This window comes from Corynebacterium sp. (assembly GCF_030826625.1).
GTDB lineage: Bacteria > Actinomycetota > Actinomycetes > Mycobacteriales > Mycobacteriaceae > Corynebacterium.
In genome coordinates this window covers 15,080-30,302 of sequence record NZ_JAPJNQ010000018.1, presented here as the reverse complement: position 1 = coordinate 30,302, position 15,223 = coordinate 15,080, and the positions used below count along the sequence as shown (strand labels likewise).

At 56.1% G+C, this 15,223-nt stretch carries 12 protein-coding genes and 1 pseudogene; 3 read left to right on the top strand and 10 right to left on the bottom strand.

Annotated elements, in window-relative coordinates; genetic code table 11:
• Positions 1-352, top strand: a pseudogene (locus RCH87_RS03860) (transposase); the annotation flags it as partial.
• A gap of 155 nt (positions 353-507) precedes the next feature.
• On the opposite strand, the gene RCH87_RS03855 reads toward RCH87_RS03860, so the two are convergent.
• The 7 genes from RCH87_RS03855 to eccCa form a co-directional block, all read right to left on the bottom strand.
• Positions 508-888, bottom strand: coding sequence for a hypothetical protein (locus RCH87_RS03855; RefSeq protein WP_306515429.1), 381 nt, complete (start codon positions 886-888; stop codon positions 508-510).
• Positions 889-1,281: 393 nt separating this feature from the next.
• Positions 1,282-1,821 carry a 30S ribosomal protein S9 gene (gene rpsI, locus RCH87_RS03850; protein WP_049168265.1) on the bottom strand — a complete coding sequence of 180 codons (540 nt, stop codon included), beginning with the start codon at positions 1,819-1,821 and terminating at the stop codon, positions 1,282-1,284.
• Positions 1,821-2,264: a 50S ribosomal protein L13 gene (rplM, locus tag RCH87_RS03845; protein ID WP_306515428.1), complete on the bottom strand. Its 444-nt coding sequence runs from the start codon at positions 2,262-2,264 to the stop codon at positions 1,821-1,823. The genes rpsI and rplM overlap by 1 nt, the downstream gene beginning before the upstream one ends.
• Before the next feature lie 240 nt (positions 2,265-2,504).
• Positions 2,505-2,792 carry a WXG100 family type VII secretion target gene (locus tag RCH87_RS03840; RefSeq protein ID WP_306515427.1) on the bottom strand — a complete coding sequence of 96 codons (288 nt, stop codon included), beginning with the start codon at positions 2,790-2,792 and terminating at the stop codon, positions 2,505-2,507.
• 141 nt (positions 2,793-2,933) lie between these two features.
• Complete coding sequence (locus RCH87_RS03835; RefSeq protein WP_306515426.1) at positions 2,934-3,251, bottom strand: WXG100 family type VII secretion target; 318 nt, start codon at positions 3,249-3,251, stop codon at positions 2,934-2,936.
• 131 nt (positions 3,252-3,382) lie between these two features.
• Positions 3,383-4,645: a type VII secretion-associated protein gene (locus RCH87_RS03830; RefSeq protein WP_306515425.1), complete on the bottom strand. Its 1,263-nt coding sequence runs from the start codon at positions 4,643-4,645 to the stop codon at positions 3,383-3,385.
• Positions 4,642-8,586, bottom strand: a complete 3,945-nt coding sequence (eccCa, locus tag RCH87_RS03825; protein ID WP_306515424.1) for a type VII secretion protein EccCa — start codon at positions 8,584-8,586, stop codon at positions 4,642-4,644. The genes RCH87_RS03830 and eccCa overlap by 4 nt, the downstream gene beginning before the upstream one ends.
• 186 nt (positions 8,587-8,772) lie before the next feature.
• Between eccCa and eccD the strand changes: the two genes are divergently transcribed.
• Positions 8,773-10,140, top strand: coding sequence for a type VII secretion integral membrane protein EccD (gene eccD, locus RCH87_RS03820; RefSeq protein ID WP_306515423.1), 1,368 nt, complete (start codon positions 8,773-8,775; stop codon positions 10,138-10,140).
• Positions 10,140-11,549 (top strand): S8 family serine peptidase, encoded by a 1,410-nt coding sequence (locus RCH87_RS03815; protein ID WP_306515422.1) that lies wholly within the window; start codon positions 10,140-10,142, stop codon positions 11,547-11,549. The genes eccD and RCH87_RS03815 overlap by 1 nt, the downstream gene beginning before the upstream one ends.
• 2 nt (positions 11,550-11,551) lie before the next feature.
• Here RCH87_RS03815 and eccB read toward each other — a convergent pair whose 3' ends face one another.
• The 3 genes from eccB to RCH87_RS03800 form a co-directional block, all read right to left on the bottom strand.
• A complete protein-coding gene (gene eccB, locus RCH87_RS03810) occupies positions 11,552-13,144 on the bottom strand; it encodes a type VII secretion protein EccB (RefSeq protein WP_306515421.1) in 1,593 nt (530 codons plus the stop codon).
• Between the two features lie 177 nt (positions 13,145-13,321).
• Positions 13,322-14,278 carry a tRNA pseudouridine(38-40) synthase TruA gene (gene truA, locus RCH87_RS03805; RefSeq protein WP_306515420.1) on the bottom strand — a complete coding sequence of 319 codons (957 nt, stop codon included), beginning with the start codon at positions 14,276-14,278 and terminating at the stop codon, positions 13,322-13,324.
• Positions 14,268-15,110: a metal-dependent transcriptional regulator gene (locus RCH87_RS03800; protein WP_306515419.1), complete on the bottom strand. Its 843-nt coding sequence runs from the start codon at positions 15,108-15,110 to the stop codon at positions 14,268-14,270. The genes truA and RCH87_RS03800 overlap by 11 nt, the downstream gene beginning before the upstream one ends.
• Between the last annotated feature and the right edge of the window lie 113 nt (positions 15,111-15,223).

The following is a 15,223-nucleotide window of genomic DNA, read 5'->3' as shown; positions in this document are numbered from 1 at the left end:
TGACGGGCTAGTGTTTCACGCTGACCGCGGAACGCAATTTACCAGCGAGAAGCTGTGGGAAGTATGCCGCAACCTGGGCATTGCTCAATCGGTAGGGCGTACCGGTGTGTGCTTCGATAACGCGATGGCTGAGTCATTCTGGTCGACGCTTAAAGCCGAATTCTACGACCGTAAGCGCTGGTCAACCCGTGACGCTGCGCGTCAGGCTGTGGCTTACTGGATTGAGGTGGTCTATAACCGTCGGCGTCGGCGTCGGCACTCTGCGCTCGGTATGGTCAGTCCCGTCGATTTCGAGAACCGCATCACCCACATCGAAAACGAAGAAAAAAATAGCTGCCTAACTAGTAGGTAGCTCTACTATGTGTCCACGATTTGCGGGTAACCCCAGTATTGTTACAAACACTTTGTTGTGCCAAGCTCTAATTATTCCGCTAGGCTCAGACATCGGTACCGTCGAAACGTGTCAAGTATCCTCAGCGTACATTCATAATAGTACGACTTATTCAGTTAGCTATTAATTAAGGATATACTAAATACTGCTAGCATTCCAAGCACAGCCGTCGTCGCTGCGAATAAATTCTGTTCTGGCCCAAGTTGACTGATAATGAAGAACAGAAATGGCAAGCTAACTGTTACAAGCCTCTTCGGCAAAGGCATTTTCTGTGTATTCACCTCTTGATGTGCATACACAAGATTTTTACGAGACAGTCTATCCCATCCGAACCATAATAAGAGAATGGCTACAACCACTAAAAAGCTTGCCAACATGTTTCGATACGTAGCAAAAAATAAAAATAGACCAAAAAGCGAGGACATAGCAAACAAAACCAATATGTATATTACCCTCGGAAAAGTAATTCTTTCAGTCGCACGGTTGCCATCAGTCATAAAATCAGATGCCTTTCTGAGCAAAAAACTTCTATGCTCATACAATGGAAAAGTTTAGCCTCTCGCATTACGGCAAACTTGCTTTTTGCTTCTTCACATCCGAACATTACGCAAGTGATATCTATCATATTTTAGGGGTTGGTTCGCTTATAAGCAACAGGATCACCAATCTAAAAGGACTCAAAGTGCAGTAGCTTAAGGACTGAAGGTAACTCAATATTCTAACCCATCTCACCCACATTCACTTTGGACCCGTCGCCGTTGGCCTCCGCGTTCTAAATAGCAAACAAGCCGCCGCTTCCGAAATGAAAGCAGCGGCTTGCGGTTTCTCGCGGCCCGCACACCATCGGGTGCACCGGGCGGAAAGCAACAAAGAAAAGCGAAAAAGAAAACTTAACGCTTGGAGTACTGCGGGGCACGACGTGCCTTGTGCAGACCAACCTTCTTACGCTCAACGGCACGAGCGTCACGAGTAAGCAGGCCAGCCTTCTTCAGCTGGTCGCGCTCAGCAGGGTTGTAGACGTTCAGTGCGCGGGCAATAGCCAAACGCAATGCACCGGACTGACCGGTTGGGCCACCACCGTGGATGGTGACCTTGATGTCGAACTGGTTCTCACGCTCGAGCAGAGTCAGCGGGGACAAGATGTCCTGCTGGTGCAGCTTGGATGGGAAGTAATCCTCAAAGCTACGACCGTTAACAACGATCTGGCCGGAGCCTTCAACCAGGCGAACACGAGCGACAGCGCGCTTACGACGACCAACAGTCTGGATTGGGCCTTCGTGGATTTCTGGAGCGGCGGTCTCTACCTCTTCGGAAGCCTCCGGTGCCAGGGAATCACCAATGGTGTTGCTGAACTGCTCGGTCGCTGCGGTTGCAGCAGCGATGTCGGAAGCGTCGGCGACGGTGTTTTCTTCAAAGTTCTGATCAGTCATTACTGTGCCACCTGCTTAAATTCGAATTTTTCTGGCTTCTGGCCACCATATGGGTGCTCGGAACCAGCGAAAACGTGGAGCTTCTTGATGGATTCACCGGTCAGCTTGTTGTGTGGCATCATGCCACGGATAGCTTCTTCAACGGTGCGCTCTGGGTGGTTATCCAGGGACTGACCAAGGGTCATGGTCTTCAGACCACCTGGGTATCCGGAGTGACGGTAGCGCATCTCACGCTCACGCTTGTTTGCGGAGATGTGAACTTTGTCAGCGTTGACGATAATGACGTGATCGCCGGTATCAACGTTGGGTGCAAACTGAGGCTTGTGCTTACCGCGCAAAAGATCTGCGACAGTGGAAGCAAGCTTACCCAGCACCACGTCGGTGGCATCGATGACATACCACTTACGGGTAATGTCACCACTCTTTGGGTGGAATGTAGACACAATGACTCCTTGAAAGTCTGTCTTGGACTGCCGGCCAACTTCTATCGAATGCCGCTACACCACCCCACAGCGGCCGGTGGAGACCTGCAGGTAGTGCTGCCGACTCACGCAAACTCGAACAATTATCGAAATACTACGCGAACCAGCAAGGCATACAGCTTAATAACTCTACTAGAAAAACACTCCCGTAGCCAATACGGGAGTGTGCCACACGAAAAGGTTACGATATCTGCTCGATTATCAGCTCCAGGACGCTGCAGCAGCGCGGTTGACATCGCTCATCGCATCGTTGCCAGAGCTGACGGTACGTGAGATCGTCGCCAAAACTTGGTTGAGTTCTGCGGCAGCCTGATCCCAGCGCGCCTGCGCTTCCTGGTAAGCGATACTAGATTCACCTTCCCAGGTAGAAACCATCGGCTGCAGTTGCGCCTTCAGATCATCAAGCTGCCCATTAATACGGGCGGATGTGGAGTTGATATCTGCAGCAGCCGCCTGAATGGCTCCGAATTGGTATTTAATCTGCGACATGGTTGTTCACACCTTTCAGTATGTGCCTCGCACAATGTGCGTTCAAATATGTGAATATGTGTAAGTGATGCACACGCTTTTCCTTGAAAAGCGTGATCGAGATGCATCTGCCTGCTTGCACCGCAGTGCGTTGCACGCCTTTTACAGGGCCAGACCAGCACCGCCGACGTTGTTGAAGGCCTGCGCGTTTTGCGCTTCCATATCGTCAAAGTGGTGAGCATTGCTGCGAATGTTGTCGCTGATCGCTGCCAGCGCGTTTTGCAGTTCATTAGCCGATTGCTGGTAACGCTGCATCAAGTTGTCGAAGGAAACTTGTGCGTTACCTTGCCAATTTGCACGGACTCCATCGACGGTTCCCTGCAGGCGAGTCAACTCCGACTGAACCTCGTTGTTGACGGTATCGACACGGCCGGCAGTAGCGACCATGACATCGGCTTCAGTGGCGAATTGTTGTGCCATTAAAATCCCTCCCCGAAATAGAAAGTCTTCAGAATTTTTCTCGAACGATAAGAGACTGCGTCATCTCATCGCTCTCATTGTCATTGGACTGCCCAACCGCTGGGCTGGTTCCCTGTCTGTAGAAAAAACTTTTAAATTTTCTCGAGACTCTCTCGCACCAGCTCACATGCTTGTTTTTGTGCTGGTGTGGGGGCCACTCTGCTGTGACAACCGACCGTGAGCTGTTGGTTACCCTCGACCCAACTAGTCCAGCTGATCCGCGATTGATCACCGGGATTTTCCACGTAATGCACCTGCTGACGCGGCTCATTTTCTCGGCGTCCTTCCTGCAAATCAGAGCTTGTTTCGACCGTTTCCAAAATGTCGCCAAATACTGTGTCAACATCGATCTCAGCTGCGGGATCTTCATGCAATTGATCCGTCGTCACATAGATGCGCAGATCAGGATCATCCCCGCTAGCAGCGAACACACCCGGTTGCGCACTATCGCCGATAATAAACCCACGCGGTGTCACCAAACGCAGCCCGGAATGCTCGTGCACCATTGTTTTTGGCTCATCGAAGTGCGGCACTTCCACCGCTTTAGCTTCCTCCGACGGCGTAATTCGTGCATGCGTATCAGGCTGTTCATCACTGTCAGCAGTCTGCGCCACAACGGCATCCGCCCCCTGAGCGTTATCGTCATATCCGCTGTAGCGATCAACCACCCACCAGCCAGATAAGCCAGCGATCACGACCCCCGCGGCAAGCATGCATTGCAACGGGCTTGGACGCCACCCTGGTTTTGCATGTCGACGACGTCGCGGCTTACGTGCAACCAATTGCACAAAACCACCGCTGTTTGCTCGCTGGTGCTCGGCCCGCTGGTTGATCCCCTCGCGAGCAGCAGCAAAAGCATCGACACCATGACGGGGTGCCGAGCCGGTAGTCGTAGGCGCATTGCCATGCGGGGGCGCATTGCGGCGTGTGATTTCACTTTCCGCCGGGTCTGCTTCATCAACCGCTTCTGCCTCTACGACTGCCGCTGGAAGCGAATCAGTATCAGCGTCCCCTCCTGCTTCATCGACAAGCACGCTCACGCCCTGTTTCCGCAACACACGAGTGAAATCTTCGCCGACACCAGCGTCGTCGGAAAGCACTGCGACGACGACATCTGGCCAGTCCTCCTCAGCCATCGCCTGGGTTTGCTCCAGCACCGCGGCGACAGTCCAGCCTTCGGTGATACCGCGGGCGGGAAGGTCGTAGCGCACGATGGTCTCATCAGTATCCGCAATCCCAAAAACCGTGGCGTCGTGATAAAAAATCACCTTCACCTGGGCCCCGGCGTTTTCTCCTCTCCGCAGTGTCTCAGCGTGTTGATCGACGTCATTTAACCGACTACCTGGTCGAGTCATGCCTCAACCTCCTCGTTATCCCGAGCACGACTGTCGTCGTCAGGCATCGCAATGTGGCATGTACCAATCGTCGATCCGTCGTCATGCCAAATCCCACGACCTGGCTGCGCCCCACCGGAAGGCTGCGGGAGTGGCTTAACACCAAAGAACGGGCCATCATCCTTTTCTGCTCCCAATACCGCAAAACACGGTTGTGAATCACGGATCGCGCTGAGCACGGGCCCAAAAGCCGCACGATTAAAGCCACCAGCTTTGCGCGCAATGACCAAGTGCATGCCAATATCCCGTGCGTGTGGAATCAGCTCAATCAACGGATGCAGCACGTTGTCGGCAACCAAGTCATAATCATCAATAACAATGAAAATCTCCGGGCCATCCCACCAATCGCGCCGGGCCAGCTGCTCCGGGGTGATCTCTGCCGAGGGCAGCCGTTGACGCAACGTCGTCACCGTATCCGCCAGCGTTTTCTCAGTCTGCGGTGCTGAATGCGAATATGCCGCCAGCATGTCCTGCTCAATTTGTCCAAGATGTGCCCGCCGGTGATCGATAACAACCATGCGTGCACGGTCTCGGCCCAATTCACTAATGCCGGCGATGACTGTGCGCAGTGTGGTGGTCTTGCCCATTCCGCGCGCAGCGACGCACAGGAAGTGATCGCTAGTCGACGGATCCCAGGCCAACGTGGACAAACGCGGGCCACCAAGAGCAAGCGGGAAGCCCGACAAAGCAGCAGCCTGACGACGAAGTTCTCCCCGGCTCACTGCCTCGGGAAGTACCCGCAAGCTGCTCACCGGTTGGTCTCCGCGTTCGGCACTCACCGCCGCGATATGCGCTAAGTCCTGGTTCGAACTTTGTGCGATGAGCAGGTATTTTTTGTCTGCACCGAGCCCACGCCCAGGGAGCGCGGGAAGCTTTTCTTGCAATTTACGATCACACAAGGAATCCATGGATTCAGCAAGCTTGAGCTCAAGGCGGGTTCCTATAAGGTCGCGAATGGCCGGGCGCAGCGTATTCCACCGCGGAGTGGCAACAATCAGGTGGATTCCCGCGCTAGGACCATCAGCGGCGATCTGGGTGATGGGCTCTGCGAGATCTTCGAATTCCGCCGTCGAGGTGCCGATATTGTGCCAACCGTCAACGACCAGGAATGTATGTTGGCCAGATCGCCCAGCATCATGCTGCTCATCGATAAGCCCGCGGACTTCATCAACGATGCGACGCACACGCTCCGGTTGCAAGCGACCGGCAACGCCAGCGACATGCGGAAGCCGGGAGAGCGTTTCCAGTTGGCCACCACCTAAGTCAATGACATAAAACCGGGTTTCGGAGGTGGAATGCGTTGCCGCTAGCGAAGCCACCATCGTGCGCAACGCCGTGGATTTTCCCATTTGCGGGCCACCACAGATAGCCAGGTGCCCACCGTGAGCTGCAAAATCTATGTGCAGCAAATCCTGACGTTGGTGATATGGCTTGTCGATAATTCCGATTCCAGCGTGCAAAGTGTCGGCTCGTTCTGCCACCGAGGCTAATTCGATGGACTTTGGTAGCGGCGGCAGCCAGATCTGGTGTGCTTCGTGGTTACGGGCGTAGGCGGTGGAGATACTTGCCGCGACAACAGCATCCATCGTGGTGCTTGCATCATCAGAGTGGTTTTCGTCGACAAGCTCGACGGACCCGGCATCGTCAACACCGCCCGCGTGTTCTGTAGATGAGGCATCATCGAAACGCGCATTCCCGTCGGCAAGCTCATCGATATCTGCCCAACTGGTGAATTCCCGCACCAGCAGCTCCTCATCAACCTCGCCACTGTTTGCACTGCCACCAGAGGCCAACGCTGAATTCGACGATCGCGCTGTCCGGGGTAATTCTAATGGCCCAGAAACATAAGCCGCCTGAAAACGTTGCAGCTGCTCAGCATCAGTTTTTATATAACCTGCACCCGGCTGGTTCGGCAGGTGATAGGCATCAGAGGAACCCAAGACCTGGCGAGATTCCATCGCGGAAAAAGTTTTCAACCCGATCCGATAAGAAAGATGCGAATCTAGGCCACGCAAGCGACCTTCCTCTAACCGCTGCGAAGCAAGAAGCAAATGCACATGCAGCGAGCGCCCCAATCGACCGATCGCGACGAACAAATCGGCGAAATCCGGGAATTGTCCCAACAACTCTGAAAACTCATCAACGATGATCACCAACGCAGGCAACGGTTCCAGGTCACTGCGACCACCCCGGCGCGCCTTATTATATTCGCCAACATTGGCAAAGTTTCCGGCTTTGCGTAGCACTTCTTGACGACGGTTCATCTCACCAGAGAGCGCGTCAAACATGCGATCAACCAGCACTGCTTCGTCTTCCAGATTGGTGATCACCGCGGAGGTGTGTGGCAGAGTGTCCAGCCCTAAGAAGGTAGCGCCGCCTTTGAAATCGACCAGAACGAAATTCAACTCTTCTGGGCTATGCGTTGCAGCCAATGCTGTGACCAGGGTTTTTAGTAATTCTGACTTTCCCGATCCCGTCGCCCCGATGCACAGCCCGTGCGGGCCCATACCGCCGTGGGCGGATTCTTTCAGATCCAACTGCACCGGGGTTTTATCTGGCCCCAAGCCAATCGGTACCGTCAGGCGACGGTCATCACGCTGACGCGCTGGCCACATCGTGGAATTATCTAATTGTCGGAGATCTTCGACGCCTAACAACGCCCCCAATTCGTTGCGCATAGTTTCGCCACCACCGCCGGTGCTATAAGGCCGGGAAAACTTCGCGAGCGCTTTAGCTAAAGCTCGCAATTCACCATGAGCAAGCGTATCGGTGGTGCCCAACATCTCCATGCCCGCTTCTGTCTGCACTGCAAGTTCTTCGTCGGCAAACAGAACCAGCCCTTCCATTTCCGCGTGTATCCCCAGGGCAGTGGTGCTGCGCGAACCGATATCGATGATGGTCGTCGCTTCGTCGTCAACCAAGAAAGGCTCGGTTCCCGTAGTCGGTACTTCGTCGACAAGCACGATGCGATACTGCGCATCTTCTGGACGACGAGTGTGTGGCAACCACTTCAGCCAATCCCATTCAGCCTGCTTCGCTGAAGTCCTAGACTGAACCGCGTCGTCAGTGATTACCGTAATACCCACGGTTTCCGGGCCATGATGCACTACGAGCTGCGCCAACAGCGCCCGCGCAAGCTTGCGTGCCTGCACCCCTGAAATGCCAATGCAGCTAAATGCTTGCAATTGAACGACGATCGGCAGCTCCGCTACTTGCGAGATCTGGTCGACGGTACGACGCACGCTCACAGCACACACCGGGTCGAGATCCTCCGGTGCACCGGATTCACTGACTTCTACCGGGGTGCACAAATCGGCCTCGCCTAGCCCAAGGCGCACTTGCAACGCATCTTCGTCCTCACCTGTGCGCTCCCACAGACGTCGCGTGTTCAACCGGGCAAACAAATCGGCGGGGTGCGGGTGGCGCGCCAATTGGTGTCGGCGCTGCTCGTCGGCATTCTTTTCGGCTTTATCGCGAATGACGTCGAGGTGGCGCAAATAGGTTCGCCGGGTGTCGTCCGCATCGGCTTGTTGGCCCTGCGGCATGAACATCATCGCCATTGACATCACCATCATCAGCGGGAAAATCAGCAGCATCGGCGACATTCCCACCCCGTTGATAGAGCCACCACCGAAAAACATCACTCCCACCAGCAGAACCAACACGGCGATCATCACCACTGGAAGCAGGATCCGCAGCATCGGCACCGCCTGTGGTTTTTGCGCTGCGGGCACGGCGTCAATATTGAGACTGCCCTGTGGAAGTGGTGGCAACGGGTCGCGCTGGCTCAGTGTGATTGGCTCGACCGTATATTCTCGCGGCCCGGCTGCCCCATTTGCTGCCACTGTCTGAGAGACGTCGTTGATGGCTGGCGCGTTACTTGCAGTATGTGTGGTGCTCATGATCCCTCCCCGAGCATCAATTCCCCCTTAGCGTGTCCCTCCCCAGTTCATGATCCCTCCCCGATCATTAGACACTGACCACATTGTAGGTCACAATAACATTACGGGGGAGATGTAGCTGACGGGCACGACCCCGTTTACTGCGTGCCCGCGATCGGGAGGGAATTTTTTCGGGAGGGATTTTTCATGTCACTCACGCAGTGTTTGCGTGTTTCATTATGTTTTATGGTGGGGGAATTTTCTCGTGAGGTTGATGTGGCCGTCCCACGCCAAGCCTCGTTGTTGGAATTATTGCCACGCTGTTCACAGCTATGCCAGGCGCCACGGATCAGCAAACCTTGGCAAGCTTCCACCATCGCCGGGCAGCCATTGGATATGGGCTCACCGGTAGGAGAAATTGGGCTCGCCGACGGCGACACCGTCATGGTTCATCCACGTGCAGAACTTCGTGCGCCCATCGTGCGCGATTCCGCAGAATCACTGGCAGCCACGGCCCAAGGTCCACGATCACAACGCCAACTCACCGCTGTGGTTTTTGCCGCACAGATGAGTCTCGCGCTGGTTACCGCCGGGGTTTCGTGGTGGTGGCTAGCCTTTGCGCTCGCGGCTGTACTCGGGGCAATGATTGTTCCGTGGCGACGAGAGCTGCATGCAGTAGCGCTGATCTCGGTGCTTTTTGCTGGTCTCGCGGCGGGCTGTGCGGTGGCATGGGGGCTGCGACCCACAGGTTCGCCGGCACAGGTGTGGACCGACGTTTCCGCAAGTGATGCTGCTTGGGCGTTGCTTTCCGGGGTAGCGGTTGCAGTTTTGGTATTGGTGTTGATGATTTTTTACCGGGCGCTGAGCACGCAGTCGATTGCTGCGTTCGTCACTGCAGCGGTGCTGATTGTGCTGGCGAGTTCTGCTCTGGCGCTGCCGTCGGCAAGCTTGCACAGTAGTTTCACTGGAGCCATCATCGCCTTGGGGGTACTCGGCTTGGCACTCGCGCCCATGCTGGCAACGAAGTTTTCTGGGATTCCGATCCCACGTTTACCCACCGCTGGGCAAGAACTCGCAGTCAGTGATAATACGGGCGCGCGTACCCGTTCTGCCGAGGAAAAAACTCTAGCCTTAGCCCGACGCACCCATGCTGTGCATGCTGGAATCGTTAGCGGAATTGCATCTCTCGTGGCTCCGGCTCTGCTCAGCGTTGCGTTCAACGGCGAAATTTTTGCCCAAATGCTGTGTTTAGCCGTCGCCGGTGCAGTTTGTTTGCATGCGGCGCGTCACCACCACAACCTCGCAGTGTGGGCATTGTTGCTGGTCGTCGCTACCGCCGTCGTTGCGGTGGGGATCAGCGTCTGGGCTGGGCTGCAGCAAGCGTTCGCACTCGGTGTAGCAATTGCTGTGGGACTCGCCGCGGCGGCCAGCCCGTTATGGGTTCCGAAGATTCGTGATATTGAACCGACGACGATGGTGTGGTTAGAACGCGCTGAATCACTCGCGGTAGCCGCATGTTTACCGCTGGCGCTGCAGGTGATGGGAGTCTTTGCCATGATTCGGGGGTTGGGCTGATGAAGATCATTGAGCTAGTCGGACTAGTCGCCCTCGTCAGCATCATCGGTATCGTCTTGGCGCTCGCCCACCCGCCTACCGCGCGAGCGCAAACCTCTGGTGAGCACGCTGTACGTCAAACCGTGGAGTGCGTCGAGCCAATCTTGGCCCCAGCGCCCGCACCGCAGCCACCTGCCGCGGAGTTTTCTCAACCGTGGCATGACGCGTATTCCACAAACGCCGAATCCGGGCAAGAGCTACCACAGCAGCCAGCCCCGCAGCGCACAGGGACAGCCGAACTGCCGTTACCCATAAGCACGGATTACCGCGCCGCGCACCGTTTCGCTACCGGCGCTGGAGTGCGCGTTGCCGTCATTGATACCGGAGTTTTCGCTCACGAACAGCTCAATGTCGAACCGATTGCTGATCTGGTCTCACCCACCGAAAACGATCCATTGCACGATTGCGACGGCCATGGCACCATCGTCGCGGGCATCATCGGCGCTGATCACACTGGAGTTGCGCCGGATACGCAGATCCTGTCAATTCGTCAATCCTCAGCACACTACAGCACCGCGGGACCAGTAACCGAGCTTGACGACGAACCCAACCCGGATGACCCCTCGGCCGCACTCACCGGTACTTTAGGAAGCTTCGCCCAAGCGGTCCATACCGCGCTAGATCACGATGCGCAGGTCATCAATGCCTCGGTGGTATCGTGTCTGCCGCCCGAGCAAGCCGAGATTGTCAATACCCAAACGCTTGACGACGCTCTGGCCCGCGCCGAAGCAGCCAACGTGCCCATCATTGCCGCGGCAGGCAATGCTGGGCACGGGTGTGATCCGGGCACCGTGGTGTTCCCGGGAAATAGCGAGACAGTGATCACTGTCGGGGCAGTCGCTACTCCGCATCAACACGCAGAATATTCCATGCCACAGACAGATGGAACCGCGCTTGCGGCACCGGGTCGTGTTCAGGTTGGCTTATCACCAAGTTCGCAGGCATGGGTGGCAGGAACGATACGCAATGGTCAGCCATCAGTTTTGCAAGGCACAAGTTTCGCGGCACCTGTGGTGAGCGGAACTGTTGCTTTGTTGCGAGAGCGCTACCCACATGCCAGTGCAGCTGAGATCCGCGATTTTCTGGACATCGCTTCTTACCCGCAGCACGGTTTAATCGACCCGGCGCGAGTGATTAGTCATCCGGCGCCGGAATTAGAATCTGCTTCCACGCACGACAAAGCACAGGAGACCGAACAGGACGCCCCGGGCATGGCTGACACGGAGACAGCACAAACCACGCTGGTGTCGGGGCAGGTGTCACAGCCGAATGCCGCCGTGAGCTTGCGCAGCATGTTGGTATTCGCGATAGCGATTGTCGTCGCTGCGGTGATTTTCAGCGGCTGTGGTTTAAGAAAATCCCGAAAGTAGTTTTAGTTCCGGACTTGCCGGGCAGATTCTTTATCTAGTCCCGGCCCGTGCGGCAGCAGGCGCAAAAGATCCCACGAGACTTCTTCGGCTGCGGGTTCGTCGTCGATCACCGCGGTGCCGAGCGATTGTAAATCCTCGGCACTCGCAACATCATGTACCCAGCCTGCCGGGGTCAACAGGTGGTAACCGTGTTCGCTAACAATACCGTGGCTGAAAGTCCTGGTGGTCACGAAATAATCTGCGGGTACGTCACCAGGCAGTTCTACGGTAGTAGCGCTCATCAGCTCGTCGCCTGCGGTAGCTTCGTTGTTGTCAGGCTGGCTATGAGCAGCTTTCTCATTGCTGTCAGAATCGCGGATAGTGAGCACCGCTAATTCACCGGCAGCGCCTTGTCCTGCTGCACCTTGTCCTGCTGCACAAATCTGCCCGTCATCTGCAGACAAAAAGTCTGGAGCCTGTTCCGGCAAATTCCATGACTGGCCGATAGCATCTGCATTAGCATCTGCATTCAAATCCGCATCCACACCTGCATCCGCGTATTCATTTAATGCAGTCGGGGTGACCGAGCGAGTTGTGGCTCCTATTTCCTGCAAAATCTGTGCCTGGGTCTGTGTCAGCGGCACGACTGTTCCTCGCGTGTCGTCCTCCGTCGCCACGATCGCCCACCACTGGTTTTCCCCTGCAGCGTCGATTTCCAATAGTTCCGGCACGTTGTCGTCTGCCGGAATCTGCCAAGCAGGCAAGTGCGACCAATTAGCTAGTATCTCCGGCGGGGCCTGCCACACCGGGGTTTGCGGGGTGATGCCCAGCCCCCGTCGTAAAGCACGAGAAAAACTGCTGTCATCGTTGGGGATTTCCACCCGGCCAGAAGCACTCACCAGCCACTGCTTAGAAGCAGACTCGACGAGCGCGGCGGTGTTATCCGTGGCACTATCGAGCAGCATTGTTTGCTGCGGATTGTCTGCCACCACGCTCACAGCACCGGTGTCATAGTCGATGCAACCAGCCCACAGGCTTGCCGCATCGCTAGAATCTACAGCACCGATCGGTAGCTGGCCGCCGCTGAGATCATCAACATTGGGCAAGTTATCCGGAGCATCTGGGATTCCGATGGGAATGCCCTGCGGATGTTCGGCAAGATGGTCGGCACCGACTGCAACCGGATCATCCGGAGCTCCGGCAAGCAACCGTGCTGAGGCTAAATTCGCTGTCGGATGATAGCGCCCGTCCAACAAGGTATACAGCTGGCCGTGGTCACTGCGCACGATTGTCGCATCCCCAGGGTCCGGTTCCGGCGATAACCAGGCGAGCACGCCCGCACCAGCACCAATGAGCACGGTTGCGACTGTGCCGAAAATCAGTGCTCGACGCCGGCTAGCTAAAGGGTCATGAATCATCCGAATATCGCCGGTAACAACCCCGTGCTCAACGCGGCGGCGCAGAAATTTATGGCCACTCACCTGAGCTTTTGTCGTCGGCAGCATCGTTCGTGCTGCGCCACCGCGCCGAGTATCTGCCGTGCTGCTCACCCCGGTACTCGTGTTATCGCTGTCCCGCATTTGGGTGTTGTCCCCCATTTGCTTACTGTCCCCCACAGCCACAGACAATCTCCTCCCCCGAAAAATCTGTCCGCAAAAGCCCCGAAGCTTGTCTCCCCCAGAAACTATTGCTTCCTCGTAGCTTAATCTTGATACCGCTTAATCTTAGTAACTCAGTATCTCATTCATTTCATATCACAGTATTTCCCCTTGCTAGGAACAGCAACAGGTCAACTACAGGCTACGACGCTGCCGAGTTTCCGTTGCACGCGCAGCTAGTTCTGCATCAGCAGGATAATCCACTCGCACCAAGCTCAAACCATTCGCGGGAGCCACCTGAATCTTCGAGCTGCGCGAGGACTGCCCTAACAACGCCGCAGCGAAATCCACTTCGCGCTTTCCTGCTCCCACCTGCAAACACGTGCCGACGAGGCTACGCACCATCGACCAACAAAACGCATCAGCGACCACGTGCGCCAAATAAGTCGCCGGTTCGGTAGCGCTAGAGACATCCATCCAACGAAAAACCTGCAGATCGCGCACCGTCGTCGCATTCGGTTTGGCTTTACAAAAAGCTGCGAAATCATGAAAGCCCACCAGCGCATCGGCGGCATCCTGCATCGCAGAAAGATCCACCGGGGCTGCCCAGGCAGCGGTATCACGCGCCCTCGTCGGCAGTACCCCACCGGGGTGCGCGCTGACTCGATATTCGTAGTGCCGACGCAACGCAGAAAACCTGGCATCAAAACCGGCTGGGGCAAACTCGACGGCGTTGATACGGATGTCCTCAGGAAGCAAGCGCGAAAGACGTCGAACCAGCTTGTGTGGTTCACCGTCGATGGAACGTTGCTGCAACGACGCGAGCGGCACGTCAACGTGGCAGACTTGGCCCGCCGCATGCACCCCAGCATCGGTGCGTCCAGCTACCGTCAACTGCACTGGTGCGCGCAACACCAGCGATAAAGCGTCCTCAAGAATTCCCTGTACGGTGCGCAATTCTGTGCTGCCGTGCTGTGGCTGTGGGTGCTGTGACTGTGGTTGTAGTTGCGACTGTGGCTGTGACTGTGCTTGTGGCTGTGCTTTTTGCCGCGCCCAACCATGAAAATCCGTGCCGTCATACGCCAGATCAATGCGCAGTCGCGTCTGCCCGGCCCCTGTCTGCTGGTGAGCAGCCTGCTGGTTAGTGTCCATCGGTGATCTCACCGTCGGCTGGCTCGTCGACAAGCGTGCTATTCTCCACGCTGATTTTCACATCGGCTGCAGCCTTCATCGCCAACGCCACGGGCTCTCCCACGGGCTCGCCTGTCGACGGTGACAGCACCTGCACATGCACCAGGCCAGCGACCGACGGGCTAGTGACCCTCACACGAGAGCCCGGTGCGATATCATTGGCAGCCAGATAACGCAGCAACTCCGGATCTTCGTCGTTGACTTGCTCGATCATGACCGGAATGCCGCTACCTGCTTGGGCTGCGTCGTCGGTGCTCGCACCATTCGCGGCCCGACTCCGGGTTCTCGACTGCGCAGCATGTGATGTGGAACCGGGGACGCATTCTGCCAAACTCATCACGCCGAGGTCTTCGACGGTACCGTCGGCCGCTGGAATCGGATCCCCATGCGGGTCACGCGTAGGGAAATCAAGCAAGGCATCAATTCGGTTGATAAAGCGATCAGTAACCGCATGCTCGAGCAGATCAGCATCCGTGTGAATCTCGTCCCAGGTATAACCCAGCGTTTCGACGAGGAAGGTCTCGATCAAACGGTGCCGACGAATCATTGTGACCGCGAGCTGGGCGCCAATTTCGGTGAGCTTAACCCCAGAATATGGCTCATGCTCAACCAGGCCACGCGCTTGCAGCCGTTTGATGGCTTCAGACGTCGTTGAATTCTTCTGTTTTGCCCGGCGAGATAATTCCGACAGGCTGACCGACGCTTGGCCCCCGGATTCCCCCGAACGTTCGGAAATTCCCCATAATAATTTCAGGTATTCCTGCGTACGTTGCGGAAGCTCACCAATATGCATGCGGTTCATTTTAGCGACCAGTTGCGAGCCTTAGCACGGTTGGGGCTGCGGGTGTAATAAATGCAGTTGAAGAATCAAAACTCAAGGTCTAGGATTCTAAATATCCAACTAAC

Bases quoted from the DNA above. Each gene is read 5' to 3' on its own strand.
- RCH87_RS03855 (WP_306515429.1), bottom strand. From the start codon at position 888: ATGACTGATGGCAACCGTGCGACTGAAAGAATTACTTTTCCGAGGGTA.
- rpsI (WP_049168265.1), bottom strand. From the start codon at position 1,821: ATGACTGATCAGAACTTTGAAGAAAACACCGTCGCCGACGCTTCCGAC.
- RCH87_RS03840 (WP_306515427.1), bottom strand. From the start codon at position 2,792: ATGTCGCAGATTAAATACCAATTCGGAGCCATTCAGGCGGCTGCTGCA.
- RCH87_RS03835 (WP_306515426.1), bottom strand. From the start codon at position 3,251: ATGGCACAACAATTCGCCACTGAAGCCGATGTCATGGTCGCTACTGCC.
- RCH87_RS03830 (WP_306515425.1), bottom strand. From the start codon at position 4,645: ATGACTCGACCAGGTAGTCGGTTAAATGACGTCGATCAACACGCTGAG.
- eccCa (WP_306515424.1), bottom strand. From the start codon at position 8,586: ATGAGCACCACACATACTGCAAGTAACGCGCCAGCCATCAACGACGTC.
- eccD (WP_306515423.1), top strand. From the start codon at position 8,773: ATGTCACTCACGCAGTGTTTGCGTGTTTCATTATGTTTTATGGTGGGG.
- RCH87_RS03815 (WP_306515422.1), top strand. From the start codon at position 10,140: ATGAAGATCATTGAGCTAGTCGGACTAGTCGCCCTCGTCAGCATCATC.
- truA (WP_306515420.1), bottom strand. From the start codon at position 14,278: ATGGACACTAACCAGCAGGCTGCTCACCAGCAGACAGGGGCCGGGCAG.
- RCH87_RS03800 (WP_306515419.1), bottom strand. From the start codon at position 15,110: ATGCATATTGGTGAGCTTCCGCAACGTACGCAGGAATACCTGAAATTA.